Genomic DNA, 23,523 nt, shown 5'->3' on the forward strand with positions numbered 1-23,523 from the left:
AGCAGTCCCACAACGGTGCGGGGTGTCGCCTCGGCGGCACCCCGCACCGCGCATGTCCGGCACGACCACGAGAGGTGAGGCAGTGCGAGCACTCCTGGCCCGCGCACGCGCGCGGCACGCGGGGCGGTCCGACGCGGGCATCACGCTCGCCGAGGTCCTGGTCGCGATGCTGATCTTCGCGATCATCTCGACCGGCTTCATCGCCACCTCGATCACCGTCATCTCCGTGACCCGGGACTCGCGTGCCCGCGAGGTGGCGGCCAACCTCGCCGCGGAGGAGATCGACCTCGCGCGCGACACCGAGGACCTGTTCACCCTGCTCGACGGGTCCCGGTCGGTGAGCCTGAACGGCGACACCTTCCACGTGACGCGCACCACCAGCTGGGTGACCAACCCCGACCAGGACTTCTCGTGCGGCGGCGCCGGCGGCATCGGCGCCGCGGCGGGCGGCACGCTGCGCTACAAGCGGGTGAGCGTCGCGGTGACGTGGGACAACATGCGCGACGGCGCGCGTGCGGTCCGCTCCGACACCGTGATCAACCCCGGGGCGAAGCTCAACGACCCGACGCTCGGCACGATCATCGTCTCGGTGCTCAACGGGGCCGGCACCGGGTCCAAGGACGTGGCGGTCTCCACCTCGCCGTCGGCGGGTTCCGTGATCAGCCCCACGGACGCCCAGGGCTGCACCTACGTGCTCAAGGTCAAGCCGCAGAGCTACACGGTCTCGATCTCGCGGTCCGGCTACGTCGACTCGAACCAGCAGAGCTCGGCGTCGCAGACGGTGTCGGTGGTCGCGGGCCAGTCGACCACCGTCGGGTTCCAGTACGACAAGGCGGCGGTGTTCACGGCCCGGCTCGCCTCGACCGCCCCGGCGGGCGTGGCTCCGAAGATCGCGACGAACATGAAGACGACGTTCACCAACACGTACGGCATCTTCAACCGCACCGCGGACAGCGGTTCGGGCACGACGCAGAAGTTCAACCTGCACCCGTTCTCGCAGGGCTACCAGGCCTACGCCGGCACCTGCGACGCCGCCGACCCGATGCAGTGGCCGGACGAGGCGGTGGCCGGCGGGACGCTGCACGGCGAACGGCTGCCCAACGTCGCGGCGGCCCCGGGCGGCGCGGCCACGGTCGACGTCCCGATGGGTCTGGTCCAGATCACCGGCGGGTCCGGGGGCTCCTACCTCAAGGCCGTGTCCGTGAACCCCCCCAAGGGCTCCCCGCTGCCGGGCTGCGCGGCGGTCGAGACGCTCACCTTCGGCAACGTGCTGGGCGGCGGGACGACGGTGGTGGCCCTGCCCTACGGGAGCTGGCAGCTGTACCGAGGCACGACCGCGGGCACCCAGACCACGCTCGCGCCCGCGAGCAGCATCTCGTTCCCGGCGCCCGCGGTGCCGCAGCGCAGCACGGTCGCCGCCGACGGGACGGTCACGCTCGACCCGCGCGTGGTGGTGGCGCCGTGAGGCGGGTGCGCGCGGTGCTGCGGCAGCGCGGTGACGCGGGCGTCACGATCACCGAGCTGATCGTGACGATGGCGCTGCTCAGCGTCGTCACCACCCTCATCCTCGTCATGGTCACCACTGTCGCGCGGAACTTCACGCACGAGCGGACCGCCACCGACAACGCGATGAACGCGTCGAACGGTATGAACGAGCTCACCCGCGTCATCCGCTCGGGGACGGCGCTGCAGCTCACCGGCGTCGCCGAGCAGCAGCCGCCGTTCGTGTCGGCCGGGACGAACTCCGTGCAGATGTACGTGTACATCGACGCGGACTCGGCGAACCCCCGGCCGCTCAAGGTGCAGTTCAGCATCGACTCGGCCGGCCGGGTGCGCGAGACCCGGTGGCTCGCCACGACGTCGAAGTCGCCCTGGACGTTCTCCACCTCGTCGTCGGTGCGGACCATCGCGCGCTCCGTCCCGGCCGGGGCGCCCCAGCTGTTCCGGTACTACGACGCGGGTGGCGACGAGCTCACCGTGCCGGACACCGGGACGCTGACCGCGGCCCAGATCGACCTGGTGGCGTCGGTGCAGATCTCCCTGACCGTGCAGTCGGACACCTCATCCCGCGTGGACCCGGTGACGCTGCAGAACACCGTCGGCATCCCCAATCTCGGCGTCTCGAGGATCAAGCCATGAGAAGAGCTCTGCGTCGCGTGCTGGCGGGCGAGCCGCGGGACCGCGGTCTCGCGCTGCCCCTCGTCATCGGCATCACCTCGGTGATGGCTGCCCTGATCGTCGCGGCCGTCGCGTTCAGCGTCGGGTCGCTGCGCAAGGCCGGGACCGACCAGGACTGGGGCGCGGCGCTCGCCGCCGCGTACGCGGGCATCGAGGAGTACGAGAGCCGGCTCGCGAACGACACGGGCTACTTCGCGTACGGGAACCCGGCGTCGGAGTTCTCCAACCCCTCGCACAGCGTGTCGACGCTGCTCACGCTGCCGACCGGCGCCGCGGCCAACCCGGCGTTCGGCCTCGGCGCGACGGGGACCTGGGCGACGGTGCCGGGCAGCGACGGGACCGCGCACTTCCGCTACGAGGTGGACAACTCGCGGTACTACCAGGACGGCACGCTGCGGGTGCGGGCGACGGGCCGGTCCGGCGACCAGACGCGGTCGGTCGTCGCCGACCTGAAGCAGCAGGGGTTCATCGACTTCCTGTACTTCACCGACTACGAGGTCTCGGACCCGACCGCCAGCAACCCGACCAGCACCACCAACTGCGCGATCCGGTACCCGAACAGCCGACCCAACTGCAACACGATCTACTTCGGCAACAGCGACGTCATCGACGGCCCGATGCACACGAACGACGCGATCCAGGTGAACGGCAGCGCCCAGTTCCTCGGGAAGACCACGACGTCCTGGAAGGCGAGCTCCGGCCCGAACTACGTGAAGGACGGCAACGTCAAGCCGGTGTTCAAGTTCGACGGCGACCCGACCTACCAGGCGACGATCGGCATGCCGGCGACGAACGCGCAGATCAAGAAGGAGACGCGGTCGGACCTGCCGAGCGAGGTGCCGGTGACGGGCTGCCTCTACACCGGCCCGACCTCGATCGTCTTCAACAGCAACGGCACGATGACCGTGATCTCGCCGTGGACCAAGTTCACGAACACCACGGGCGACAACGACACCGGCGGCAGCAACCCGGCCAAGTGCGGCACGCCCGGCGCCACCGGTCTGGCCAAGAAGTCCGGCTCGGCCTACGTCGGTCAGACGATCTCGGTGCCCGCGAACCTCGTGGTGCACGTCCAGACGGTGCCCGGCGCGTCCAGCGACGTGAACTACACCGCGAGCACGAAGACGCCCCCCGGGACCGATCCGATCTCCTGCGCGTCGACGACCACGAACAACCTGGGCTACCCGATCAAGGACGAGACGGAGCCGTTCACCGGGGCGTACGGATGCCGCAACGGGGACATCTTCGTCAAGGGCACCCTGAACGGCCGGGCGACGCTGTCGGCGGACAACTACGTCTACATCACGGGCGACCTCAAGTACAACGACGCGACGGCCGACATGCTCGGCCTCGTCGGCCAGAACGCCGTCTGGGTCTGGAACCCGATGAAGAAGACGACCAGCAACAACAACACGACGTACACGCAGCTCCTGGGGGGCACCAACCGGACGATCAACGCCGCCATCCTGTCGGTGGCGCACACGTTCATGGTGCAGAACTACAACGTGGGCGGCACCCGCGGGAAGCTCATCGTGGTGGGGGCGATCGCGCAGAAGTACCGCGGGCCGGTCGGCACGAGCTCGAACGGCACCATCGTCAACGGCTACATCAAGGCGTACGACTACGACGACCGGTTCAAGAACACGGCGCCGCCCAAGTTCCTGTCACCCGTGACCACGACCTACGGGATCAACACCTGGGTCGAGGTCCAGCCCGCCTTCAAGCCCGACGGGACGTACCGCTGACATGACCGCCGACGTGCTGCTGCTCGCCGGGCTGTCCGGAGTCCTCGGGCTGGTCATCGGCTCGTTCCTCAACGTCGTCGTGTGGCGGGTCCCGCGCGGCGAGTCGGTGGTCGCCCCGCCGAGCGCGTGCCCCCGCTGCGGGACGCGGATCCGCGCGCGGGACAACGTGCCGGTGCTGTCGTGGCTGCTGCTGCGGGGACGGTGCCGGGACTGCGGGGAGCCGATCAGCGCGCGGTACCCGCTCGTCGAGCTCGGCACCGGCGTGCTGTTCGCGGCGCTGGCCGCCGTCGTGGGGTGGTCCTGGGTGCTCCCGGCCGTGCTGTACCTGGCGGCCGTCGCCGTGGCGCTCGCGCTCATCGACCTCGACCACCACCGGCTCCCCGACGCGCTCGTGCTGCCGTCGTACCTCGTCGGCGCCGCGCTGCTCGCGCTCGCCTCCTGGAACCCGGGCGGGGCGAGCGACTGGGCCGCGCTGCTGCGGGCCGCGATCGGGGGAGCGGCCCTCCTGATCTTCTACTTCGCCGCCGCCCTCGCGTACCCGGCCGGCATGGGCCTCGGGGACGTGAAGCTCGCCGGCGTGCTCGGCATGTACCTCGCGTGGTTCGGCTGGGGCGCATTCGCCGTCGGTGCGTTCGGTGCCTTCCTGCTCGGCGGCCTGTTCTCCGTCGGGCTGATCGCGGCGCGGCGCGCCGGACGCAAGTCCGGCATTCCGTTCGGGCCGTGGATGCTGGCCGGTGCATTTCTCGGGATCACCGTCGGGCAGGCCACCTGGAGCGGATACCTGGAGCTGGTCACCTGAGGGCGCCAGATCGCCCCGGGAAATCCTCAAGTCGGGTGCAGCGGCACCCGATCAGTCAGCAGTACGGATGTCGGAAGAATGGGGTCCTGGCGTGGCCAAGACACGCGTGATCGGGCTCGACATCGGGACGACCCAGGTGCGGGCGACCGAGGTCGAGCTGAGCGCAGGCCGAGGCGGCCGCGGGGGCCAGCCGACCCTGCTGCGCGCCGGGGAGGTGCCGCTGCCGTTCGGCGCGGTGCGGGACGGCGAGGTCTCCGAGCCGTCCACCGTGGGCACCGCCATCAAGCAGCTGTGGTCCCAGCAGAAGTTCTCCCACAAGAACGTGGTGATCGGCATCGGCAACCAGCGGGTCGTCGTGCGCGAGCTCGACCTGCCGGCGATGCCGCTGCCCGAGCTGAAGGCGTCGCTGCCGTTCCAGGTCCAGGACCTGCTGCCGGTGGCCGTCGAGGACGCGATCCTCGACTACCTGCCGACCGGGTCGCGGGCCGGTGAGCACGGGCCGGTCGTCTCCGGCCTGCTCGTCGCGGCGACCAAGGACACCGTGCGCGCCAACATCGCCGCCGTGCGCGCGGCGGGGCTGCGGCCGGTGAGCGTCGACCTCAGCGCGTTCGCGCTCGCCCGCGCGCTGCCGGCGGTCTCCGACGACGTGCACACGGTGGCGCTCGTCGACATCGGCGCGCGCGTGACCACGGTCGTCATCGTGGCGAACGGCGTGCCGAGCCTCGTGCGGCTGCTGCCGACCGGCGGCCAGGACGCGACGGACGCGGTCCAGCAGGCGCTGAACGTGCCGACGGTCGAGGCGGAGGCGCTGAAGCGGCAGATCGGCTTCGGCTACGCCACGGCCCCGGAGCACGACGCCGCCGCGCGGGCGCTCGCGACCGCGACGACGTCGCTCGTCGAGTCGATCCGGAACACCTTCGTGTACTACGCCGCGTCGCACCCGGGCGCCGCCGCGCAGGCGGTCTACCTCACGGGCGGGGCCTCGCAGCTCCCGGGCCTGGGGCAGTACCTGTCCAGCGCGAGCCGGCTCCCGGTCACCCTGGGCCAGCCGCTAGGCTCGGTGGCCCTCGGGCGGGGCGCGGCCCTGGACGGCCGGCTGGCCGAGGAGCAGCACCGGCTCGCCGTGTCGGTGGGCCTGGCGATGGGAGCGGCGGCATGACCACGACCAAGGAGCACAGCGTCCCGACGCCCGTCGGGGCCGTGCCGGGGGGGTACGTCCCGCCGCGCGTGAACCTGCTGCCGCCGGAGATCTACGCCTCCCAGGCGGTCGGCAAGCTCAAGCGCTACCTGGCGCTCGGCCTGGTGCTGGTGGTCGCGCTGTGCGGCGGCGTGTACACGCTCGCCTCGATGCGGCTCGACGACCAGAAGACCGAGCTCGCGGCGGCCGAGGCCGACACGCTCGCGCTCACGCAGGCGCAGGCGCAGTACGCCGAGGTGCCCGTCGTGCTGAGCCGGCTCCAGCAGCTCGAGGAGGCGCGGCAGCTCGGCATGTCCACCGAGACGCTGTGGGCCGACTACCTCGGCGCCGTCTTCGCGGTCATGCCCGGCGGCGTCAAAGTCGCGAGCATCACGGTGGCGGGCGCGACCCCGCTGCTCGCCCCCGCCGCGGAGACGAACCCGCTGCAGGGCCCCGGCGCCGTGACGCAGCTCGACCTCACCGCGGTCAGCGACACCCTGCCCAACATCGCGCAGTGGCAGGACGGGCTCAACAGCGTCCCGGGCTTCCAGGACGCGTGGGTCAACGTCGTGACGGTCGGCGAGGACGAGGACGACAACACGCCGCGGTTCGAGCTCTCCGTGCGCGTCCAGGTGACCGACGAGGCGTACGCCCACCGGTTCCTGCCTGAGGAGGGTGAGGGCTGACATGCAGGACTCGAAGCGCACGACGTGGGTCGCGGGCACGGTGCTGCTCGCGGTGGCGATCCTGGCGCTGGCCTGGTTCGTGTTCGTCGCCCCGGTGGTCGAGGAGACCTCGACCGTGGCGTCGGACACCCAGGTGGCGCAGGACCGGAACGCGGCCCTGACGAACCAGCTGGACACGCTCAAGGACCAGTTCGCGAACCTCCAGGCGTCGAAGGACGAGCTCGCGGTCATCGCGGCGCAGCTGCCGGCGACGGCGAACACCTCGGCGTTCCTCCGGACGGTCGAGAACCTGAAGAACGCCGCCGGCACCAACGTGGTCGACGTGCAGTTCGGCGTCCCGGAGGACGTGATCCCGGCCGCGGCGGTCGCCGACGGCACCGCCGCCGCGGCGCCGGCGACCGAGGGCACGACCGAGGGCGGTGACACGGCCGCCGAGGGCAGCGCGGACGCGAGCACGGACACCAGCACCGACACGGCGGCCGCCGACCCGGCGGCAGCGGCGGCCCCCGTGATCCCCGGGTTCGTCGCGATCCCGGTCAGCGTCACCGCGCTCGGGAACCCGGTCGGCGTCCTGACGTTCCTCGACGCCCTGCAGCAGCAGTCCGACCGGCTCATGCTCGTCACCAACCTGCAGGGCACGGGGCAGGCGGAGGAGGAGCAGAGCGGCGGGCGTCCGGCCACGGCCGAGGGCGACCTCGAGCTCGTCATCTCCGGGTACATCTACGTCCTGAAGGACACAACCACCCCGGCGACCGGCGACGGCACCGCGCCCGAGACCCCGGCGCTGCCCGAGGGCGCGCCCTCGCTCTCCGGCGCCTGACCCGCACCACCCGCACCACCCCCGCGCCCCGGCCCACGACGTGGACCGGGGCGCGGTCGTTCCCCTCCGACATGGGAAGATCCCGTCCATGCTCCGTTGGTTGACGTCCGGTGAGTCGCACGGCCCCGCCCTGGTGGGCGTCCTCGAGGGCCTGCCCGCGGGTGTGCAGGTCGAGTCGGCCCACATCCGCGACGCCCTGGCGCGGCGCCGGCTCGGCTACGGCCGCGGCGCGCGCATGAAGTTCGAGCAGGACGAGGTCCGCATCCTCGGCGGCGTGCGCCTGGGCGAGTCGCAGGGCGGCCCGGTCGCGATCGAGATCGGGAACACCGAGTGGCCGAAGTGGGTCGACGTGATGTCGGCCGACCCGGTGGACGACCCGGAGAAGCTGAACCGTGCGCGCAACGCCCCGCTGACCCGGCCGCGTCCGGGCCACGCCGACCTGGTGGGCATGCGGAAGTACGCCTTCGACGACGCCCGCCCGGTCCTGGAGCGCGCGTCGGCGCGCGAGACCGCGGCCCGCGTGGCGCTCGGCACGGTCGCGGCGCGGTTCCTCGAGCAGGCCGCCGGCATCCGGCTGGTGTCGCACGTGGTGGGCATCGGCCCGGTCGCGACCCCGGACGACGCGGCGCTGCCGACCCCGGACGACGTCGCGGCGCTGGACGCCGACCCGGTGCGCTGCTTCGACGCCCCGACGTCGGCCGCGATGGTCGCCGAGATCGACGAGTGCCACAAGGACGGCGACACCCTCGGCGGCGTCGTCGAGGTGCTGGTGTACGGCCTGCCGTCCGGGCTCGGCTCGTACGTGCACGCGGACCGGCGGCTCGACGCCCGGCTCGCGGGCGCGCTCATGGGCATCCAGGCGATCAAGGGCGTCGAGGTCGGCGACGGCTTCCGCACCGCGACCCGCCGGGGCTCGCAGGCGCACGACGAGATGGAGCGCGACGCCGACGGCGTGATCCGCCGGCGCAGCAACCGCGCGGGCGGGCTCGAGGGCGGCATGACGAACGGCGAGGTCCTGCGCGTGCGCGCGGCGATGAAGCCGATCTCGACCGTGCCGCGCGCGCTCGACACCGTGGACACCTCCAGCCCCGAGCCCGCGAAGGCGCAGCACCAGCGCTCCGACGTGTGCGCGGTGCCGCCGGCGGCCGTCGTGGCCGAGGCGATGGTGGCGCTGGTCGTCGCCGACGCGTTGCTGGAGAAGACCGGTGGCGACTCGGTGGGCGAGGTGCGCCGGAACCTCGACGCCTACGTCGCGTCCGTCCCCGACCTGCTGCGATGACCGCGGCCGCCCGCCCGCGGGTCGTCCTCGTCGGCCCGCCCGGGTCGGGCAAGTCGACGGTCGCGCACGCGCTGGCCGGCCGGTGGCAGCTCGCGGAGCGGGACACCGACGCGGACGTCGAGGCCGTGGCCGGCAAGCCGGTGACGGACATCTTCGTGGAGGACGGCGAGCCGCGGTTCCGCGAGCTCGAGCACGAGGCGGTGCGGGTCGCGCTGGCCGAGCACGACGGCGTGCTGGCGCTCGGCGGCGGCGCGGTGCTGCACCCGGCGACGCAGGAGGCGCTGGCGGCGTACCGCGAGCAGGGCGGCGTCGTGGTGTTCCTCGACGTCAGCCTGCGGCACGCGGCGCCGCGCGTCGGGTTCAACCAGTCGCGCCCGCTGCTGCTCGGCAACCCGCGCGCGAAGTGGCAGGCGCTGATGACCGAGCGGCGGCCGGTGTACGAGGCGGTGGCCACGGTGGTGGTGTCGACGGACGGCATCCCGCCGGCCGTCGTGGCGGAGCGGATCGAGGCGGCGCTGGCCGACCTGCGCGCGGGGGATCCCGCGGCCGGTGCGGGCGCCGCGACGGGCGAGGACGGGAGCGGGGCATGAGCACGCGCACGGTGCAGGTCGCGGGCGACCAGCCGTACGAGGTGGTGATCGGGCGCAACCTGCTGGGCGAGCTGCCGCGGCTGCTGGGCGACGGCGTGCGCAAGGTCCTCGTCATCCACCCGACGGCGCTGGCCGCGACCGCGGACGCGGTCCGCGAGGACCTGACGGCGCAGGGCTACGAGGCGCTGCTGGCGGAGGTGCCGGACGCGGAGCCGGCGAAGTCGGCGCAGGTGGCGTCGTTCTGCTGGCAGGTGCTCGGCCAGGCCGACTTCACGCGCAGCGACGCCGTGATCGGCCTCGGCGGCGGGGCGACCACGGACCTCGCCGGCTTCGTCGCGTCGACGTGGCTGCGCGGGGTCAAGGTCGTGCACGTCCCGACGACGCTGCTGGCGATGGTCGACGCGGCGGTCGGCGGCAAGACCGGCATCAACACGGTCGAGGGCAAGAACCTGGTCGGCACGTTCTACCCGCCGGCCGGGGTGCTCTGCGACCTCGCGGCGCTGGCGAGCATGCCGAAGCACGACTACGTCGCCGGGCTGGGTGAGGTCGTCAAGTGCGGGTTCATCGCGGACCCGCGGATCCTCGAGCTCGTCGAGGCGCACGGGCCGGAGATCACCGACCCGGAGCGCGCCGCGTCGTCGGAGGTGCTGGCCGAGCTGGTCGAGCGGTCGGTCGCCGTGAAGGCGCGGGTCGTGGGGGAGGACCTCAAGGAGGCCGGCCTCCGGGAGATCCTGAACTACGGCCACACCCTCGGCCACGCGATCGAGCATGTCGAGCGGTACTCCTGGCGGCACGGCGCCGCCGTGTCCGTGGGCATGGTGTACGCCGCCGAGCTCGCGCGGCTCGCGGGCCGGCTGGACGAGGCGGTCGTCGCCCGGCACCGGTCGATCCTCACGGGCCTCGGGCTGCCGACGGCGTACCGCGGCGACCGGTGGGACCAGCTGCACGCCGCCATGCGCCGGGACAAGAAGACCCGCGGCGACCTGCTGCGGTTCGTGGTGCTCGACGACGTCGCGCGGCCGTCCCGGCTCGAGGGGCCGGACCCGTCGCTGCTGGTGGCGGCGTACGCGGAGATCTCCGAGGGCGTCGCCCCGGTGCGGGGCATCTCGCTGGGGTGAGCCCGCACAATCTCTGCGGCTTGTAACGCTGCGTACAACCCCCGAAGGTTGTACGCAGTCGTACCAGGTCCTACGCTGGACGGCATGTGGACCCTGACCGTGGACCAGGAGGGCAGCCGGCGGGTCGGTGACCGCGTCGACGCGCTGCTCGCCGACCTCGCGACCGCGTCCCCTCTCGCCGGCTCGGGACCGGGGGCGGTCGTGCTGCCGTTCGAGCGCACGGTGGGCGACGAGGTCCAGGCCGTGCTCGCCGACGCGGACCTGGTGGTGGCGGTGGCGCTCCACCTGGTCCGCACGGGTGGCTGGAGCGTCGGGATCGGCGCCGGCGTGGTCGACACCCCGCTGCCGTCCACGTCCCGCGCCGGGTCCGGCAGCGCGTTCATCCACGCGCGCGAGGCGGTCGAGGCCGCGAAGTCCCGGCTCCGCAGCGTCCCGCTCGCCGTGCGGGGCCCGCGCGCCGACCTCGCCGCCGAGGCGGAGGGGGTGCTCACGCTGCTCGGCTCCGTCGTCGCCCGCCGCACCGCCGCAGGCTGGACGGTCGTCGACCGCCTGACCCCGCGCCCCGGGGGGCCCGCCGCGCGGCAGGAGGACGTCGCCGCCGCGCTCGGGATCAGCCAGCAGGCCGTGAGCGCCCGGCTGCGCGCCGCGCTGTGGGCGGAGGAGGTCGCGGCCCGACCCGCTGCGGCGCGCCTGCTCCGGCTCGCCGGGGGCCACGGCCACGATGGGTCCGCCGACGACCGGGAGGGGCGCGCGTGACGACGCTGTGGGGGACCGTGCTCGTGGTCGCGGCCCTGGCCGTGAGCGTCGGGCTCGGCTGGGTCGCCGCCGCGGGCGTGCTGCGCCTGGCCGACCGGGGCGGACGCCGCCCCCGGGGTGCGCGCGCGCCCGAGGTGGCGCCGGACCTGCCCGCCAACGACCGCCTCCGCGACTACCGCAAGGGCCGGGTCAACCCCGGCCCCGACGGTGACGCCGACGCCCGGGCGCTCGGCGACGGCCCCGACAGCGACCGCGCCCGTGCCAAGCTGCGCGGCGGGACCTGGATCGGCGTGCTCGAGCGCCTGGCGATCACCGGGACGCTGCTCGCGGGGGAGCCCGGCGGCGTGGCCGTCGTGGTCGCCGTCAAGGGCCTGGGTCGGTACCCCGAGCTCCGTGCGGGCGACGACCCGGCGGTGTCCGAGCGGTTCGTCATCGGCACGCTGGCCTCGCTCGTGTGGGCGGCGGGGGTCGGCGTCCTCGGTCGCTGGCTGCTGACGCGCTGAGCCCGCCCGATCCGTCGGGCGACCGTCGGCACGGTACGATGGTCGGCGGCCCAGCCCCGCCCGCGATCCGCGGGCGCGCGTGGCGGCCCCCGGCAGACGCACCCCAGGACAGGAAGCAGCGACACGTGGCGACGACGAACGACCTGAAGAACGGCACCGTGCTGAGGATCGACGGCCAGCTCTGGACGGTCATCGAGTTCCAGCACGTGAAGCCCGGCAAGGGCGGCGCCTTCGTCCGCACCAAGCTCAAGAACGTCCTGTCCGGCAAGGTCGTCGACCGCACGTTCAACGCGGGCACCAAGGTCGAGACGGCCAACGTCGACAAGCGCGACATGCAGTACCTGTACAAGGACGGCGAGGACTTCGTGTTCATGGACACGGACACCTACGACCAGATCACGGTCCCGGCCGCGACCGTGGGCGACGCCGCGAACTTCATGCTCGAGAGCACCAGCGCGATGGTGGCGACGAACGACGGCGTGCCGCTGTACGTCGAGCTGCCGCCGTCGGTGACGCTCATGGTGACCTACACGGAGCCGGGCCTGCAGGGCGACCGCTCCTCGGCCGGCACCAAGCCCGCGACGCTGGAGACCGGCTACCAGATCCAGGTCCCGCTGTTCCTGGAGTCGGACACCAAGGTCAAGGTCGACACCCGCGACGGCAGCTACCTGGGTCGCGTGAACGACTGAGGTGGGAGCTCGCACCAAGGCCCGCAAGCGGGCCCTCGACGTCCTCTTCGAGGCGGAGCAGCGCCGGCTCGACCCGCTGACCGTGCTCGCGGACCGCATCGCGCAGCCCGGCACCGAGGCGGCCCTGCCGCAGTACTCGGTGGAGCTGGTCGAGGGCGTGCAGGCGCAGCGCGCCCGGATCGACGAGGTCATCGCGACGCACTCGCACGGCTGGACGATCGAGCGGATGCCCGCGGTCGACCGCGAGCTGCTGCGGATCGGCACCTGGGAGATCCTGTTCAACGACGACGTGCCCGACGCGGTCGCCGTGGACGAGGCCGTCGAGCTGGCCCGGTCCCTGTCGACCGACGAGTCCCCGGGCTTCGTCAACGGCCTCCTGGGCCGTCTGGTCGACCTGAAGCCGACCCTCCTGGCCTGACGCCCGCGCACGCACGGCCCCCGTACGCCCCGACCGGGCGCACGGGGCCGTCCTGCGTCCCGGACGTCCTCGCCGAGCGGGCAGTAGACGTCCCCTCCGGAGGCGAGAAGGGGACATCTACTGCCCGCTCGGCGGAACGGGCGCAGGGCGGGCGTGGCGCGGGTCACGGCGCCCGCGGCGTGGACGCGGCGGGCCGCGCCCAGCCGGTCTGTGTAAGGTGCCGGGGAACGAGCATTCCTTTAACACCGTCCCGTGAGGCGGGGAAGGAGCGGCCCGGATGACCTCCGGTACCCCCGTGCCCGACGACACCGCTGCGGCCACCGCAGCCACGGTCGTGCTGGGCGAGCAGGACGTGGCCCGCGCGCTGACGCGCATCGCCCACGAGATCCTCGAGCGCAACAAGGGCGGCGACGACCTCGTCGTCCTCGGCATCCCGACCCGCGGCGTCCCGCTGGCCCACCGCCTCGCGGCGCGGCTCGCGGCCGTCGAGCCCGGCCTGGTGGCCGAGGACCTGGTCGGCAGCCTGGACGTCACGATGTACCGCGACGACCTGGCGCAGCACCCCACCCGCAGCATCGGGGCCACGACGGTCCCGGGCGGCGGCATCGACGGCAAGGTCGTCGTGCTGGTGGACGACGTGCTGTACTCCGGCCGCACGATCCGCGCGGCGCTGGACGCCCTGAACGACCTGGGCCGCCCGCGCGCGGTGCAGCTGGCCGCCCTGGTGGACCGCGGGCACCGCGAGCTGCCGATCCGGGCGGACTTCGTCGGCAAGAACCTCCCGACGTCGACGGCGGAGCGGGTGCGCGTGCTGCTCGCCGAGACCGACGGCCGCACCGAGGTCGTCATCGAGAGCGGCACGGACGGGGGCGCGCGATGAGGCACCTGCTCTCCACGACCGACCTCGACCGCGCCGCCGCGATCCGCGTCCTCGACACGGCCGCGCAGATGGCCGCGACCCAGGGCCGGCAGATCAAGAAGCTGCCCACGCTGCGCGGCCGCACGGTCGTGAACCTGTTCTTCGAGGACTCGACCCGCACGCGCATCTCGTTCGAGACGGCCGCCAAGCGGCTGAGCGCGGACGTGATCAATTTCTCGGCCAAGGGGTCGAGCGTGTCCAAGGGCGAGTCGCTCAAGGACACCGCGCTGACCCTGCAGGCGATGGGAGCGGACGCCATCGTGATCCGGCACCAGGCGTCGGGCGCGCCGCACACGCTCGCGCACGCCGGCTGGACCGAGGCCGCGGTGGTCAACGCCGGCGACGGGATGCACCAGCACCCGACGCAGGCGCTGCTGGACGCGTTCACGATCCGCCGGCACCTGACCGGCGGCCCCGGCAACCCGGACGGCGTCGGCAACGACCTCGCCGGGCTGCACGTGGCGGTGGTCGGCGACGTGCTGCACAGCCGGGTCGCCCGGTCGAACGTCGACCTGCTGCACACCCTCGGCGCCCGCGTGACTCTCGTCGCCCCGCCCACCCTGCTGCCCGTCGGCGTCGGCCCCTGGCCGGCCGAGGTGTCCTACCGGCTGGACGACGTCCTCGCCCAGGGCCCCGACGCGGTGATGATGCTGCGCGTGCAGCGCGAGCGGATGTCGACGGCGGGCGGCGGGTTCTTCCCGAGCCCGCTGGAGTACACCCGGCTGTACGGCCTGGACGCGCGCCGTCTGGCCACGCTGCCCGATCACAGCATCGTGCTGCACCCCGGGCCGATGAACCGCGGCCTGGAGATCTCCGCGGACGCGGCGGACTCGCCGCGCGCGGTGATCGTCGAGCAGGTCGCGAACGGCGTGGCCGTGCGGATGGCGGTGCTCTACCTGCTGCTCGCGGGCGACGGTGACACGGCGGGCACCGCCCCCGCCACGGGAGCCGTCCCCGCCCTGACCAGCGCCAGCAGCAGCGGCAGCACCCCCGCCACCACCGCCGCGCCCACCACCACCGCCGGAGCCACCGCATGACCGCGCAGTACCTGCTCAAGGACGTCCGCATCCTCGACGGCGAGCCCACCGACGTCCTGGTCGCCGGCGGCCTGGTCGCGGCGATCGGCCCGGAGGCCGGCGACGCGGCCGAGAACGCGCCCGACGACCTCGACGTGATCGACGCGACCGGCATGGTGCTGCTGCCCGGCCTGGTCGACCTGCACACCCACCTGCGCGAGCCCGGCCGGGAGGACGCCGAGACGATCGCCTCCGGCACCCGCGCCGCGGCGGCCGGGGGCTTCACCGCGGTGCACGCGATGGCCAACACCACGCCGACGCAGGACACCGCGGGCGTCGTCGAGCAGGTGTGGCGCCTCGGCGCGCAGGCCGGCTGGACCGACGTGCACCCGGTCGGCGCGGTCAGCGTGGGCCTGGCGGGGGAGCACCTCGCCGAGCTCGGCGCGATGGCCGACTCCGCCGCGCGGGTCCGGGTGTTCAGCGACGACGGGAAGTGCGTGCACGACCCGGTCCTGATGCGCCGCGCGCTGGAGTACGTGAAGGCGTTCGACGGCGTGATCGCCCAGCACGCCCAGGAGCCGCGGCTGACCGAGGGCGCCCAGATGCACGAGGGCGTCGTGTCCGCCGAGATCGGCCTGGCCGGCTGGCCCGCCGTCGCGGAGGAGGCGATCATCGCCCGCGACGTGCTGCTGGCCGAGCACGTCGGGTCGCGGCTGCACGTGTGCCACCTGTCGACGGCCGGCTCGGTGGAGATCGTCCGCTGGGCGAAGTCGCGGGGGATCGACGTCACCGCCGAGGTCACGCCGCACCACCTGGTCCTCACGGACGAGGAGGCCCGCGGTTACGACCCGGTGTTCAAGGTGAACCCGCCGCTGCGCACGCAGGCCGACGTCGACGCGGTCCGCGAGGGCCTGGCCGACGGCACGATCGACATCGTCGCCACCGACCACGCCCCGCACACCCGCGAGGACAAGGACTGCGAGTGGGCCGCGGCCGCGTTCGGCATGACCGGCCTGGAGACCGCGCTGTCGGTGGTCCAGCAGACGATGGTCGACACCGGCCGGATGACCTGGGCCGACGTCGCCCGGGTGCTGTCCACCAACCCGGCGCGGATCGGCCGGGTCGAGGGCCACGGCCGCCCGATCGCGGTGGGGGAGCCGGCCAACCTCGTGCTGGTCGACCCGGAGCAGCGCCGGGTGGTCGAGCCCGAGCGGCAGGCCACCGCGTCGGCGAACTCGCCGCTGCGCGGCCGGGAGCTGCCGGGCCGGGTCGTGGCGACGTTCCTGCGCGGCCGGGCCACGGTGCTCGACGGCGTGCCGCAGGACGACCCCGCCGACCCGCGGTTCGCCGCCGGGCGGGTGACGCCCTGATGCCACCCTGGCTGTCCGTGACGATCCTCGTCGTGCTGGGCGCCGCGCTGCTGCTCGGCATGGCGAAGGGCTGGCGCCGGCTGCGGCGCGGCCCGAGCGAGGTCCCGGCGCCCCCGGCGGTCCCCGCCGACGAGGCCCTCGGCGACGCGCGCACCGAGCCGCTCGACGCCACCTACGTCTCGACCACCCGGGCCGGCGACTGGCTGGACCGCGTCGGGGCGCACGGCCTCGGCGTCCGGTCGGCCGCCACCGTGCGGGTCCACGACCACGGCGTGGTGGTGCGACGACGAGGGGCGCCGGACGTGTTCGTCCCGCGCGCGGCGCTGCGCGCGGTGGGCACCTCCGGCGGCATGGCCGGCAAGGTCGTCGGCGGCGAGGGGCTGGTCGTGCTGACCTGGGTCCCCAGCCCGGACGACGACCCCCGCGGCCTCGACACCGGCCTGCGCCTGCGGCACCGCCAGGAGGCGGACACCCTGCGCGCGGCCACCCAGACACTCATCGGATCGACACCCGCCGCGGGCGGGTCCAAGGAGAGCTCATGACGGACGCACTGCTGGTCCTCGAGGACGGGCGGACGTTCGCCGGCGAGGCCTACGGGGCCACCGGCACCACCTGGGGCGAGATCGTCTTCAACACCGGCATGACCGGGTACCAGGAGACGCTGACCGACCCCAGCTACCACCGCCAGATCGTCGTGATGACGGCGCCGCACATCGGCAACACCGGCGTCAACGACGAGGACCCCGAGTCGGGCCGGATCTGGGTCTCCGGCTACGTCGTGCGGGACCCCGCGCGCCGCGCGTCGAACTGGCGCAGCGACCGCAGCCTGGACGAGGAGCTGGCCGCGCAGGGCGTCGTCGGCATCTCCGGCATCGACACCCGCGCCCTGACCCGGCACCTGCGCGAGCGCGGCGTGATGCGCGCCGCGATCGTGTCCGGCGACGCGCTGCTGGACGCCGCCGGCCGCCGGCGCGCGGCCGAGGACCTGGTCGCCGAGGTGCAGGACCGCCCGCAGATGGCCGGCGCCGACCTGGCCGGCGAGGTGTCCACCGACACCGCGTACGTGGTCAAGGCCCTCGGGCCGGACGGCGCGCCCCTCGGGGAGCCCGTCGCCCGCGTCGCCGCCGTCGACCTCGGCATCAAGTCGATGACCCCGAACCGGATGGCCGAGCGCGGGATCGAGGTGCACGTGCTCCCGGCGCAGTCGTCCATCGACGACGTCCTGGCCACGGCGCCCGACGGCGTGTTCTTCTCGAACGGCCCTGGCGACCCGTCCGCCGCGACCCACGAGGTCGAGCTGCTCCGCGAGGTGCTGGACCGGAAGATCCCGTTCTTCGGCATCTGCTACGGCAACCAGCTGCTCGGCCGGGCGCTCGGCTACGGCACCTACAAGCTCGGCTACGGGCACCGCGGCGTGAACCAGCCGGTGCTCGACCGCGCGACGGGCCGCGTCGAGATCACCGCGCACAACCACGGCTTCGCGGTCGACGCGCCGCTGGACGAGGTGTCCGTCGCCCCGCACGACGGCGGGCGGTACGGCCGCGTGACCGTCTCGCACGTCGACCTCAACGACGACGTCGTCGAGGGCCTGGCCGCCCTCGACCTGCCGGCCTTCTCGGTGCAGTACCACCCCGAGGCCGCCGCGGGCCCGCACGACGCCGCCTACCTGTTCGACCGGTTCCTGGACCTGATGCGCGACCCGTCCGCGGGTGCCGCTGCTGCCGGCCAGGCCACCGACGTCACCGACTCCCCGAAGGGCGCCTGATGCCTCGCCGCACCGACATCCACTCCGTCCTCGTCATCGGCTCCGGCCCGATCGTCATCGGCCAGGCCGCGGAGTTCGACTACTCCGGCACCCAGGCCTGCCGCGTGCTGAAGGAGGAGGGCCTGCGGGTCGTCCTCGTGAACTCCAACCCGGCCACGATCATGACCGACCCGGAGTTCGCCGACGCGACCTACGTCGAGCCGATCACCACCGAGGTGCTCACCTCGATCATCGCCAAGGAGCGCCCGGACGCGATCCTGCCGACGCTGGGCGGCCAGACCGCGCTCAACGCGGCGATCGCGCTGGACGAGGCCGGCGTGCTCGAGGAGTACGGCGTCGAGCTGATCGGCGCCAACATCCCCGCCATCCAGAAGGGCGAGGACCGCGAGCAGTTCAAGCAGGTCGTCGAGGTCTGCGGCGGCGAGTCCGCGCGCTCGGCGATCATCCACACGATCGACGAGGCGCTGGTCGCGGTCGAGGACCTCGGCTACCCGGTCGTCGTCCGCCCGTCGTTCACCATGGGCGGCCTGGGCTCCGGCATCGCCTACGACGAGGCCGACCTGCGGCGGATCGTCGGCCAGGGCCTGCACTACTCGCCGACCACCGAGGTGCTCCTGGAGGAGTCGATCCTCGGCTGGAAGGAGTACGAGCTCGAGCTCATGCGCGACAAGGCGGACAACGTCGTGGTCGTCTGCTCGATCGAGAACGTCGACCCGGTCGGCGTGCACACCGGCGACTCGGTCACGGTGGCCCCGGCGCTCACGCTGACCGACCGCGAGTACCAGCGGCTGCGGGACATCGGCATCGCGGTCATCCGCGAGGTCGGCGTCGACACCGGCGGCTGCAACATCCAGTTCGCGGTGAATCCCGACACCGGCCGGATCATCGTCATCGAGATGAACCCGCGGGTGTCCCGGTCCTCGGCGCTGGCGTCGAAGGCCACCGGCTTCCCGATCGCGAAGATCGCGGCGCGCCTGGCCGTCGGCTACACGCTGGACGAGATCCCGAACGACATCACCGGCTCCACCCCGGCGTCCTTCGAGCCCACGCTCGACTACGTCGTCGTCAAGGTGCCGCGGTTCGCGTTCGAGAAGTTCCCGGCCGCCGACCCGACCCTGACCACCACGATGAAGTCCGTCGGCGAGGCCATGGCGCTCGGCCGCAACTTCACCGAGGCGCTCGGCAAGGCCATGCGGTCCATCGACCGGAAGGGCACGACGTTCCACTGGGACGGCGAGGCCCTCACCGGCGAGGCGCTGGACGCCCTGGTCGCGACCATCTCCCGCCCGACCGAGCACCGCCTGGTCGACGTGCAGCAGGTGCTCCGCGCCGGCGTGTCCGTCGACGAGGTGTACGCCCGCACCGGCATCGACCCGTGGTTCCTCGACCAGCTGCAGCTGATCAACGAGGTCGCCGCGGAGACCGCCGCCGCGCCGGAGCTCACCGCCGCGGTGCTGCGCCGCGCGAAGCGGCACGGCCTGTCCGACGTCCAGGTCGCGTCCCTGCGGGGCGTGAGCGAGGACGTCGCCCGCGAGGTGCGGCAGGCGCTCGGAGTCCGCCCGGTCTACAAGACCGTCGACACGTGCGCCGCCGAGTTCGCGGCCCGCACGCCGTACCACTACTCGTCCTACGACGAGGAGACCGAGGTCGCCCCGCGCGAGCGCCCCGCGGTGCTCATCCTCGGCTCGGGCCCGAACCGCATCGGCCAGGGCATCGAGTTCGACTACTCGTGCGTGCACGCGACGCTGGCGCTCAAGGGCGAGTTCGAGACCGTCATGGTCAACTGCAACCCCGAGACCGTGTCGACCGACTACGACACCGCGGACCGGCTGTACTTCGAGCCGCTGACCTTCGAGGACGTCCTGGAGGTCTACGAGGCGGAGAAGGCGGCCGGCCCGGTCGCCGGCATCATCGTGCAGCTCGGCGGCCAGACCCCGCTGTCGCTCGCGCAGCGCCTGGAGGACGCCGGCCTGCCGATCCTCGGCACCCCGCCGGCCGCCATCGACGCCGCCGAGGACCGCGGCGCGTTCGGCGCGGTGCTCGCCGCCGCCGGGCTGCCCGCGCCGGCGTTCGGCACCGCGACCACGCTGCCGGTCGCGCGGGAGACCGCCGCCCGGATCGGCTACCCGGTGCTGGTGCGCCCGTCGTACGTGCTCGGCGGCCGCGGCATGGAGATCGTCTACTCCGACGAGCAGCTGACCGAGTACGTCGAGCGCGCCCTGGCCGACGCCAGCGCCCGCGGCGGCGCGCTGCCCCCGCTGCTGATCGACCGGTTCCTGGACGACGCCATCGAGATCGACGTCGACGCCCTCTACGACGGCACCGAGCTGTTCCTCGGCGGCGTCATGGAGCACATCGAGGAGGCCGGCATCCACTCCGGCGACTCGGCCTGCGTGCTGCCGCCTGTGTCGCTCTCGGAGTCCGAGCTGCAGCGGATCAAGGTGTCGACCGAGGCCATCGCGCAGGGCGTCGGGGTCCGCGGCCTGCTCAACATCCAGTTCGCGCTGGTGTCCGACGTGCTCTACGTCCTGGAGGCGAACCCGCGCGCGTCCCGCACCGTGCCGTTCGTGTCCAAGGCGACGGGCGTCCCGCTGGCCAAGGCGGCGGCGCTGGTCATGACCGGCAAGTCGATCGCCGACCTGCGGGCGTCGGGCGTGCTGCCGGCCGACGACGCGGGCGTCATCGACCTGGACGCGCCGATCGCCGTCAAGGAGGCCGTGCTGCCGTTCAAGCGGTTCCGCACCGGCGACGGCACCGTGGTCGACACCGTGCTCGGCCCGGAGATGCGGTCCACGGGCGAGGTCATGGGCTTCGACACCGACTTCCCGACGGCGTTCGCCAAGTCGCAGTCCGCGGCGTTCGGCGGCCTGCCGACGTCCGGCCGGGCGTTCATCTCGGTCGCCGACCGGGACAAGCGGTCGATCGTGTTCCCGGTGAAGCGGCTGCAGGAGCTCGGCTTCGAGATCCTGGCGACCGACGGGACGGCCGCGGTGCTCAAGCGCAACGGCATCGCCTCGACCGTCGTGCGGAAGTTCTCCTCGGGCCGCGGTCCGGCGGGGGAGCCGACGATCGTCGATCTCATCTCGGCCGGCGAGGTCGACATCGTCGTGAACACCCCCTCGGGCCAGGGCGCGCGCGCGGACGGCTACGAGATCCGCGCGGCCACCACGGCGGCGGACAAGGCGATCGTCACGACCGTGCAGCAGCTCGGCGCCGCGGTGCAGGGCATCGAGGCGGCGCTGGCGGGGCCGTTCGGCGTGGCGAGCCTGCAGGAGCACGACGCGGCGACGGCCGGGCGCCGGGCGGCGGTGGCCGCGGGCGCGTCCGTCGCCGGGGACTCCGGGGCCGTCGCGTGAGGCCGTTCGGCGCGCGCCTCGCGGCGGCGACGGCCGAGCACGGCCCGCTCTGCGTCGGCATCGACCCGCACGCGTCCCTGCTGGACGCGTGGGGTCTGCCGGACAGCGCCGAGGGCGTGCGCCGGTTCGCCCTGACGGTCATGGAGGCGGTCGGCGGCCGGGTCGCGGCGGTCAAGCCGCAGGCCGCGTTCTTCGAGCGGCACGGCTCCGCGGGCGTGGCGGCGCTCGAGGAGGTCGTGGCCGCGGGCCGGGACACCGGGACGCTGGTCGTGGTCGACGCCAAGCGCGGCGACATCGGCTCGACGATGGGTGCCTACGCGGACGCGTTCCTCCGGGACGGCTCCCCGCTGGCGGGCGACGCGCTGACCGTGTCGCCGTACCTGGGGTTCGGCTCGCTCGCGCCGGCCGTGGACCTGGCGCTGGCGACCGGGCGTGGCCTGTTCGTGCTGGCGCTGACCTCGAACCCCGAGGGCGCCGAGGTGCAGCACGCGCGGGACGCCGACGGCGTGGCGGTGGCGGACCGGGTGGCGCGCGCGGCGGCGGCGTCCAACGCGGCGGAGCTCGCCGCCGGCGGGCCGGCGGCGGGGGAGTCGCTGGGCTCGATCGGCCTGGTCGTCGGCGCCACCATCGGCGACGCCGCGGCGCGGCTGGGCGTCGACCTGGCCGCCGTGCGGGGCCCGCTGCTGGCGCCCGGGGTGGGCGCCCAGGGCGCGGGCCCGGCGGAGCTGGCGGCCGTGTTCGGCGACGCCCGGTCGGCCGTGCTCGCGTCGTCCTCGCGGGGCGTGCTGTCCGCGGGGCCGGGCGTGGGCGCCCTGCGCGACGCCGCCCGGGCGGCCGCCGACGCAGCGGGCGCCGCGCTGCGCTGACGGCCCGCGCACCGACCCGCCCGACGCCCCCGGACCCGTTGCCCCGAGCGACGGGTCCGGGGCGTCTTCAGGGCGACACGCTGCTGGGACGTGCCGGTTCGCCTGCGGCGTGCCATCCTCGGGAGATGGGCCCTTGGACCCGGGGCGGCGTCGCACCGGGCACCCCGGGGATCACGCACGATCCATGTCCTGCCTCCTGACAGTGATGAGAAGGTGACTCACGTGGCACTTCCGACTCTCACCCCCGAGCAGCGCGCAGCGGCGCTCGAGAAGGCGGCCGCAGCCCGCCAGGCCCGCGCGGAGGTCAAGAACCGGCTGAAGTACTCGCAGGGCTCGCTGTCCGAGGTGATCGCCCAGGGCCAGAAGGACGAGACCATCGGCAAGCTCAAGGTGCTCGCCCTGCTCGAGTCCCTCCCGGGAGTGGGTAAGGTCAAGGCACGCCAGATCATCTCCGAGATCGGGATCTCGGAGACGCGCCGCGTGCGTGGCCTCGGCCCGCACCAGGTGAAGGCGCTCGTCGACCGGTTCGGGTGACCGGCGGCGCCGCAGACGCCGGCCCCCGGGCCGCACAACTCCAGGAGCACCAGAGCAGCATGACGACGCCTCGCGCCCGGCTGACCGTCCTCGCCGGACCGACCGCCGTCGGCAAGGGCACCGTGTCCGCCGACCTCCGGGCCCGGTACCCGCAGGTCTGGCTCTCCGTGTCGGCCACGACCCGGTCCCCGCGGCCGGGCGAGGTCGACGGCCTGCACTACCACTTCGTGTCGCCCGAGGAGTTCGACCGGATGGTCGCCGAGGGCGAGCTCCTCGAGTGGGCGGTCGTGCACGGCCGGAACCGCTACGGCACCCCCCGGCGGCCCGTCGAGGAGCGGCTGGCCGCCGGGGAGCCCGCGCTGCTCGAGATCGACCTGCAGGGCGCACGACAGGTCCGGACGACGATGCCCGAGGCCCAGTTCGTGTTCCTCGCCCCCCCGTCGATGGAGGAGCTGGTGCGCCGGCTCGTCGGCCGCGGCACGGAGGACGAGGAGGAGCGGGCGCGCCGGCTCGCGACCGCCGAGGTCGAGATGGCGGCCGAGCCCGAGTTCGACCACGTGGTGGTCAACGACGACGTCCGGCGCGCCACGGACGAGCTGGTCGCGCTGATGGGCCTGCCCGCGGCTGTAGACTGACCGGCAGTCCCCACCCCCTTCGACTACGGGAGCCACCGTGTCCGGAACCGTCGCCGAGCCCATCGGCATCACCGACCCGCCGATCGACCGCCTCCTGGAGCGCGCCGACTCCAAGTACGCGCTGGTCATCTACTCGGCCAAGCGCGCGCGCCAGATCAACGCGTACTACTCGCAGCTCAACGAGGGCCTGCTCGAGTACGTCGGCCCGCTGGTGGAGACCCGCCCGCAGGAGAAGCCGCTGTCCATCGCGATGCGCGAGATCGACGCGGGCCTGCTGACGGTCGCCCCGAACGAGGCCTGAGCC

At 73.6% G+C, this 23,523-nt stretch carries 24 protein-coding genes; all 24 read left to right on the forward strand.

Annotation, left to right across the window (positions count from 1 at the left end):
• Positions 1 to 82 precede the first annotated feature (82 nt).
• Positions 83 to 1,465 (forward strand): prepilin-type N-terminal cleavage/methylation domain-containing protein, encoded by a 1,383-nt coding sequence (locus G6556_RS00665; protein WP_166937652.1) that lies wholly within the window; start codon positions 83 to 85, stop codon positions 1,463 to 1,465.
• On the forward strand, positions 1,462 to 2,139 hold the full coding sequence (locus G6556_RS00670) for a type II secretion system protein (protein ID WP_166937653.1): 678 nt from the start codon (positions 1,462 to 1,464) through the stop codon (positions 2,137 to 2,139). Before G6556_RS00665 ends, G6556_RS00670 begins: the two co-directional genes overlap by 4 nt.
• Positions 2,136 to 3,923 carry a hypothetical protein gene (locus G6556_RS00675; RefSeq protein ID WP_166937654.1) on the forward strand — a complete coding sequence of 596 codons (1,788 nt, stop codon included), beginning with the start codon at positions 2,136 to 2,138 and terminating at the stop codon, positions 3,921 to 3,923. Before G6556_RS00670 ends, G6556_RS00675 begins: the two co-directional genes overlap by 4 nt.
• Position 3,924: 1 nt before the next feature.
• Complete coding sequence (locus tag G6556_RS00680) at positions 3,925 to 4,722, forward strand: A24 family peptidase (RefSeq protein ID WP_166937655.1); 798 nt, start codon at positions 3,925 to 3,927, stop codon at positions 4,720 to 4,722.
• A 91-nt stretch (positions 4,723 to 4,813) separates the two neighbouring features.
• On the forward strand, positions 4,814 to 5,881 hold the full coding sequence (gene pilM, locus G6556_RS00685) for a type IV pilus assembly protein PilM (RefSeq protein ID WP_166937656.1): 1,068 nt from the start codon (positions 4,814 to 4,816) through the stop codon (positions 5,879 to 5,881).
• A complete protein-coding gene (locus G6556_RS00690; protein ID WP_166937657.1) occupies positions 5,878 to 6,585 on the forward strand; it encodes a fimbrial assembly protein in 708 nt (235 codons plus the stop codon). Before pilM ends, G6556_RS00690 begins: the two co-directional genes overlap by 4 nt.
• Position 6,586: 1 nt before the next feature.
• A complete protein-coding gene (locus tag G6556_RS00695; RefSeq protein WP_166937658.1) occupies positions 6,587 to 7,405 on the forward strand; it encodes a hypothetical protein in 819 nt (272 codons plus the stop codon).
• A gap of 88 nt (positions 7,406 to 7,493) precedes the next feature.
• Complete coding sequence (aroC, locus tag G6556_RS00700) at positions 7,494 to 8,684, forward strand: chorismate synthase (RefSeq protein WP_166937659.1); 1,191 nt, start codon at positions 7,494 to 7,496, stop codon at positions 8,682 to 8,684.
• Positions 8,681 to 9,274 carry a shikimate kinase gene (locus G6556_RS00705; protein ID WP_166937660.1) on the forward strand — a complete coding sequence of 198 codons (594 nt, stop codon included), beginning with the start codon at positions 8,681 to 8,683 and terminating at the stop codon, positions 9,272 to 9,274. Before aroC ends, G6556_RS00705 begins: the two co-directional genes overlap by 4 nt.
• Positions 9,271 to 10,392 (forward strand): 3-dehydroquinate synthase, encoded by a 1,122-nt coding sequence (gene aroB / locus G6556_RS00710; RefSeq protein WP_166937661.1) that lies wholly within the window; start codon positions 9,271 to 9,273, stop codon positions 10,390 to 10,392. The genes G6556_RS00705 and aroB overlap by 4 nt, the downstream gene beginning before the upstream one ends.
• 84 nt (positions 10,393 to 10,476) lie before the next feature.
• Positions 10,477 to 11,148: a hypothetical protein gene (locus G6556_RS00715; protein WP_166937662.1), complete on the forward strand. Its 672-nt coding sequence runs from the start codon at positions 10,477 to 10,479 to the stop codon at positions 11,146 to 11,148.
• Entirely contained in the window at positions 11,145 to 11,651 is a 507-nt protein-coding gene (locus G6556_RS00720; protein ID WP_346774639.1) for a hypothetical protein, read from the forward strand. Before G6556_RS00715 ends, G6556_RS00720 begins: the two co-directional genes overlap by 4 nt.
• Positions 11,652 to 11,776: 125 nt before the next feature.
• Positions 11,777 to 12,340, forward strand: coding sequence for an elongation factor P (gene efp / locus G6556_RS00725; protein WP_147793617.1), 564 nt, complete (start codon positions 11,777 to 11,779; stop codon positions 12,338 to 12,340).
• A 1-nt stretch (position 12,341) separates the two neighbouring features.
• Entirely contained in the window at positions 12,342 to 12,758 is a 417-nt protein-coding gene (gene nusB, locus G6556_RS00730) for a transcription antitermination factor NusB (RefSeq protein WP_147793616.1), read from the forward strand.
• Between the two features lie 277 nt (positions 12,759 to 13,035).
• On the forward strand, positions 13,036 to 13,638 hold the full coding sequence (pyrR, locus tag G6556_RS00735; protein ID WP_166937663.1) for a bifunctional pyr operon transcriptional regulator/uracil phosphoribosyltransferase PyrR: 603 nt from the start codon (positions 13,036 to 13,038) through the stop codon (positions 13,636 to 13,638).
• Complete coding sequence (locus G6556_RS00740; RefSeq protein WP_166937664.1) at positions 13,635 to 14,714, forward strand: aspartate carbamoyltransferase catalytic subunit; 1,080 nt, start codon at positions 13,635 to 13,637, stop codon at positions 14,712 to 14,714. Before pyrR ends, G6556_RS00740 begins: the two co-directional genes overlap by 4 nt.
• Positions 14,711 to 16,063, forward strand: coding sequence for a dihydroorotase (locus G6556_RS00745; RefSeq protein WP_166937665.1), 1,353 nt, complete (start codon positions 14,711 to 14,713; stop codon positions 16,061 to 16,063). The genes G6556_RS00740 and G6556_RS00745 overlap by 4 nt, the downstream gene beginning before the upstream one ends.
• 17 nt (positions 16,064 to 16,080) lie before the next feature.
• Complete coding sequence (locus G6556_RS00750) at positions 16,081 to 16,605, forward strand: hypothetical protein (protein WP_308160980.1); 525 nt, start codon at positions 16,081 to 16,083, stop codon at positions 16,603 to 16,605.
• Complete coding sequence (carA, locus tag G6556_RS00755; RefSeq protein WP_166937667.1) at positions 16,602 to 17,828, forward strand: glutamine-hydrolyzing carbamoyl-phosphate synthase small subunit; 1,227 nt, start codon at positions 16,602 to 16,604, stop codon at positions 17,826 to 17,828. The genes G6556_RS00750 and carA overlap by 4 nt, the downstream gene beginning before the upstream one ends.
• Positions 17,828 to 21,184: a carbamoyl-phosphate synthase large subunit gene (gene carB / locus G6556_RS00760; RefSeq protein ID WP_166937668.1), complete on the forward strand. Its 3,357-nt coding sequence runs from the start codon at positions 17,828 to 17,830 to the stop codon at positions 21,182 to 21,184. Before carA ends, carB begins: the two co-directional genes overlap by 1 nt.
• Positions 21,181 to 22,050, forward strand: coding sequence for an orotidine-5'-phosphate decarboxylase (gene pyrF, locus G6556_RS00765; RefSeq protein WP_166937669.1), 870 nt, complete (start codon positions 21,181 to 21,183; stop codon positions 22,048 to 22,050). The genes carB and pyrF overlap by 4 nt, the downstream gene beginning before the upstream one ends.
• Positions 22,051 to 22,272: 222 nt before the next feature.
• A complete protein-coding gene (gene mihF, locus G6556_RS00770; protein ID WP_166937670.1) occupies positions 22,273 to 22,584 on the forward strand; it encodes an integration host factor, actinobacterial type in 312 nt (103 codons plus the stop codon).
• 59 nt (positions 22,585 to 22,643) lie between these two features.
• Positions 22,644 to 23,219: a guanylate kinase gene (gene gmk / locus G6556_RS00775; protein WP_166937672.1), complete on the forward strand. Its 576-nt coding sequence runs from the start codon at positions 22,644 to 22,646 to the stop codon at positions 23,217 to 23,219.
• A 37-nt stretch (positions 23,220 to 23,256) separates the two neighbouring features.
• Complete coding sequence (rpoZ, locus tag G6556_RS00780; protein ID WP_147793607.1) at positions 23,257 to 23,520, forward strand: DNA-directed RNA polymerase subunit omega; 264 nt, start codon at positions 23,257 to 23,259, stop codon at positions 23,518 to 23,520.
• Positions 23,521 to 23,523 lie beyond the last annotated feature (3 nt).

Source organism: Cellulomonas sp. IC4_254 (assembly GCF_011603975.1).
Lineage (GTDB): Bacteria > Actinomycetota > Actinomycetes > Actinomycetales > Cellulomonadaceae > Cellulomonas.

Coding starts and splice junctions, on each gene's coding strand:
- G6556_RS00675 (WP_166937654.1), top strand. CDS start 2,136: ATGAGAAGAGCTCTGCGTCGCGTGCTGGCGGGCGAGCCGCGGGACCGC.
- G6556_RS00680 (WP_166937655.1), top strand. CDS start 3,925: ATGACCGCCGACGTGCTGCTGCTCGCCGGGCTGTCCGGAGTCCTCGGG.
- G6556_RS00690 (WP_166937657.1), top strand. CDS start 5,878: ATGACCACGACCAAGGAGCACAGCGTCCCGACGCCCGTCGGGGCCGTG.
- G6556_RS00695 (WP_166937658.1), top strand. CDS start 6,587: ATGCAGGACTCGAAGCGCACGACGTGGGTCGCGGGCACGGTGCTGCTC.
- aroC (WP_166937659.1), top strand. CDS start 7,494: ATGCTCCGTTGGTTGACGTCCGGTGAGTCGCACGGCCCCGCCCTGGTG.
- G6556_RS00705 (WP_166937660.1), top strand. CDS start 8,681: ATGACCGCGGCCGCCCGCCCGCGGGTCGTCCTCGTCGGCCCGCCCGGG.
- aroB (WP_166937661.1), top strand. CDS start 9,271: ATGAGCACGCGCACGGTGCAGGTCGCGGGCGACCAGCCGTACGAGGTG.
- G6556_RS00715 (WP_166937662.1), top strand. CDS start 10,477: ATGTGGACCCTGACCGTGGACCAGGAGGGCAGCCGGCGGGTCGGTGAC.
- pyrR (WP_166937663.1), top strand. CDS start 13,036: ATGACCTCCGGTACCCCCGTGCCCGACGACACCGCTGCGGCCACCGCA.
- G6556_RS00740 (WP_166937664.1), top strand. CDS start 13,635: ATGAGGCACCTGCTCTCCACGACCGACCTCGACCGCGCCGCCGCGATC.
- G6556_RS00745 (WP_166937665.1), top strand. CDS start 14,711: ATGACCGCGCAGTACCTGCTCAAGGACGTCCGCATCCTCGACGGCGAG.
- carA (WP_166937667.1), top strand. CDS start 16,602: ATGACGGACGCACTGCTGGTCCTCGAGGACGGGCGGACGTTCGCCGGC.
- carB (WP_166937668.1), top strand. CDS start 17,828: ATGCCTCGCCGCACCGACATCCACTCCGTCCTCGTCATCGGCTCCGGC.
- gmk (WP_166937672.1), top strand. CDS start 22,644: ATGACGACGCCTCGCGCCCGGCTGACCGTCCTCGCCGGACCGACCGCC.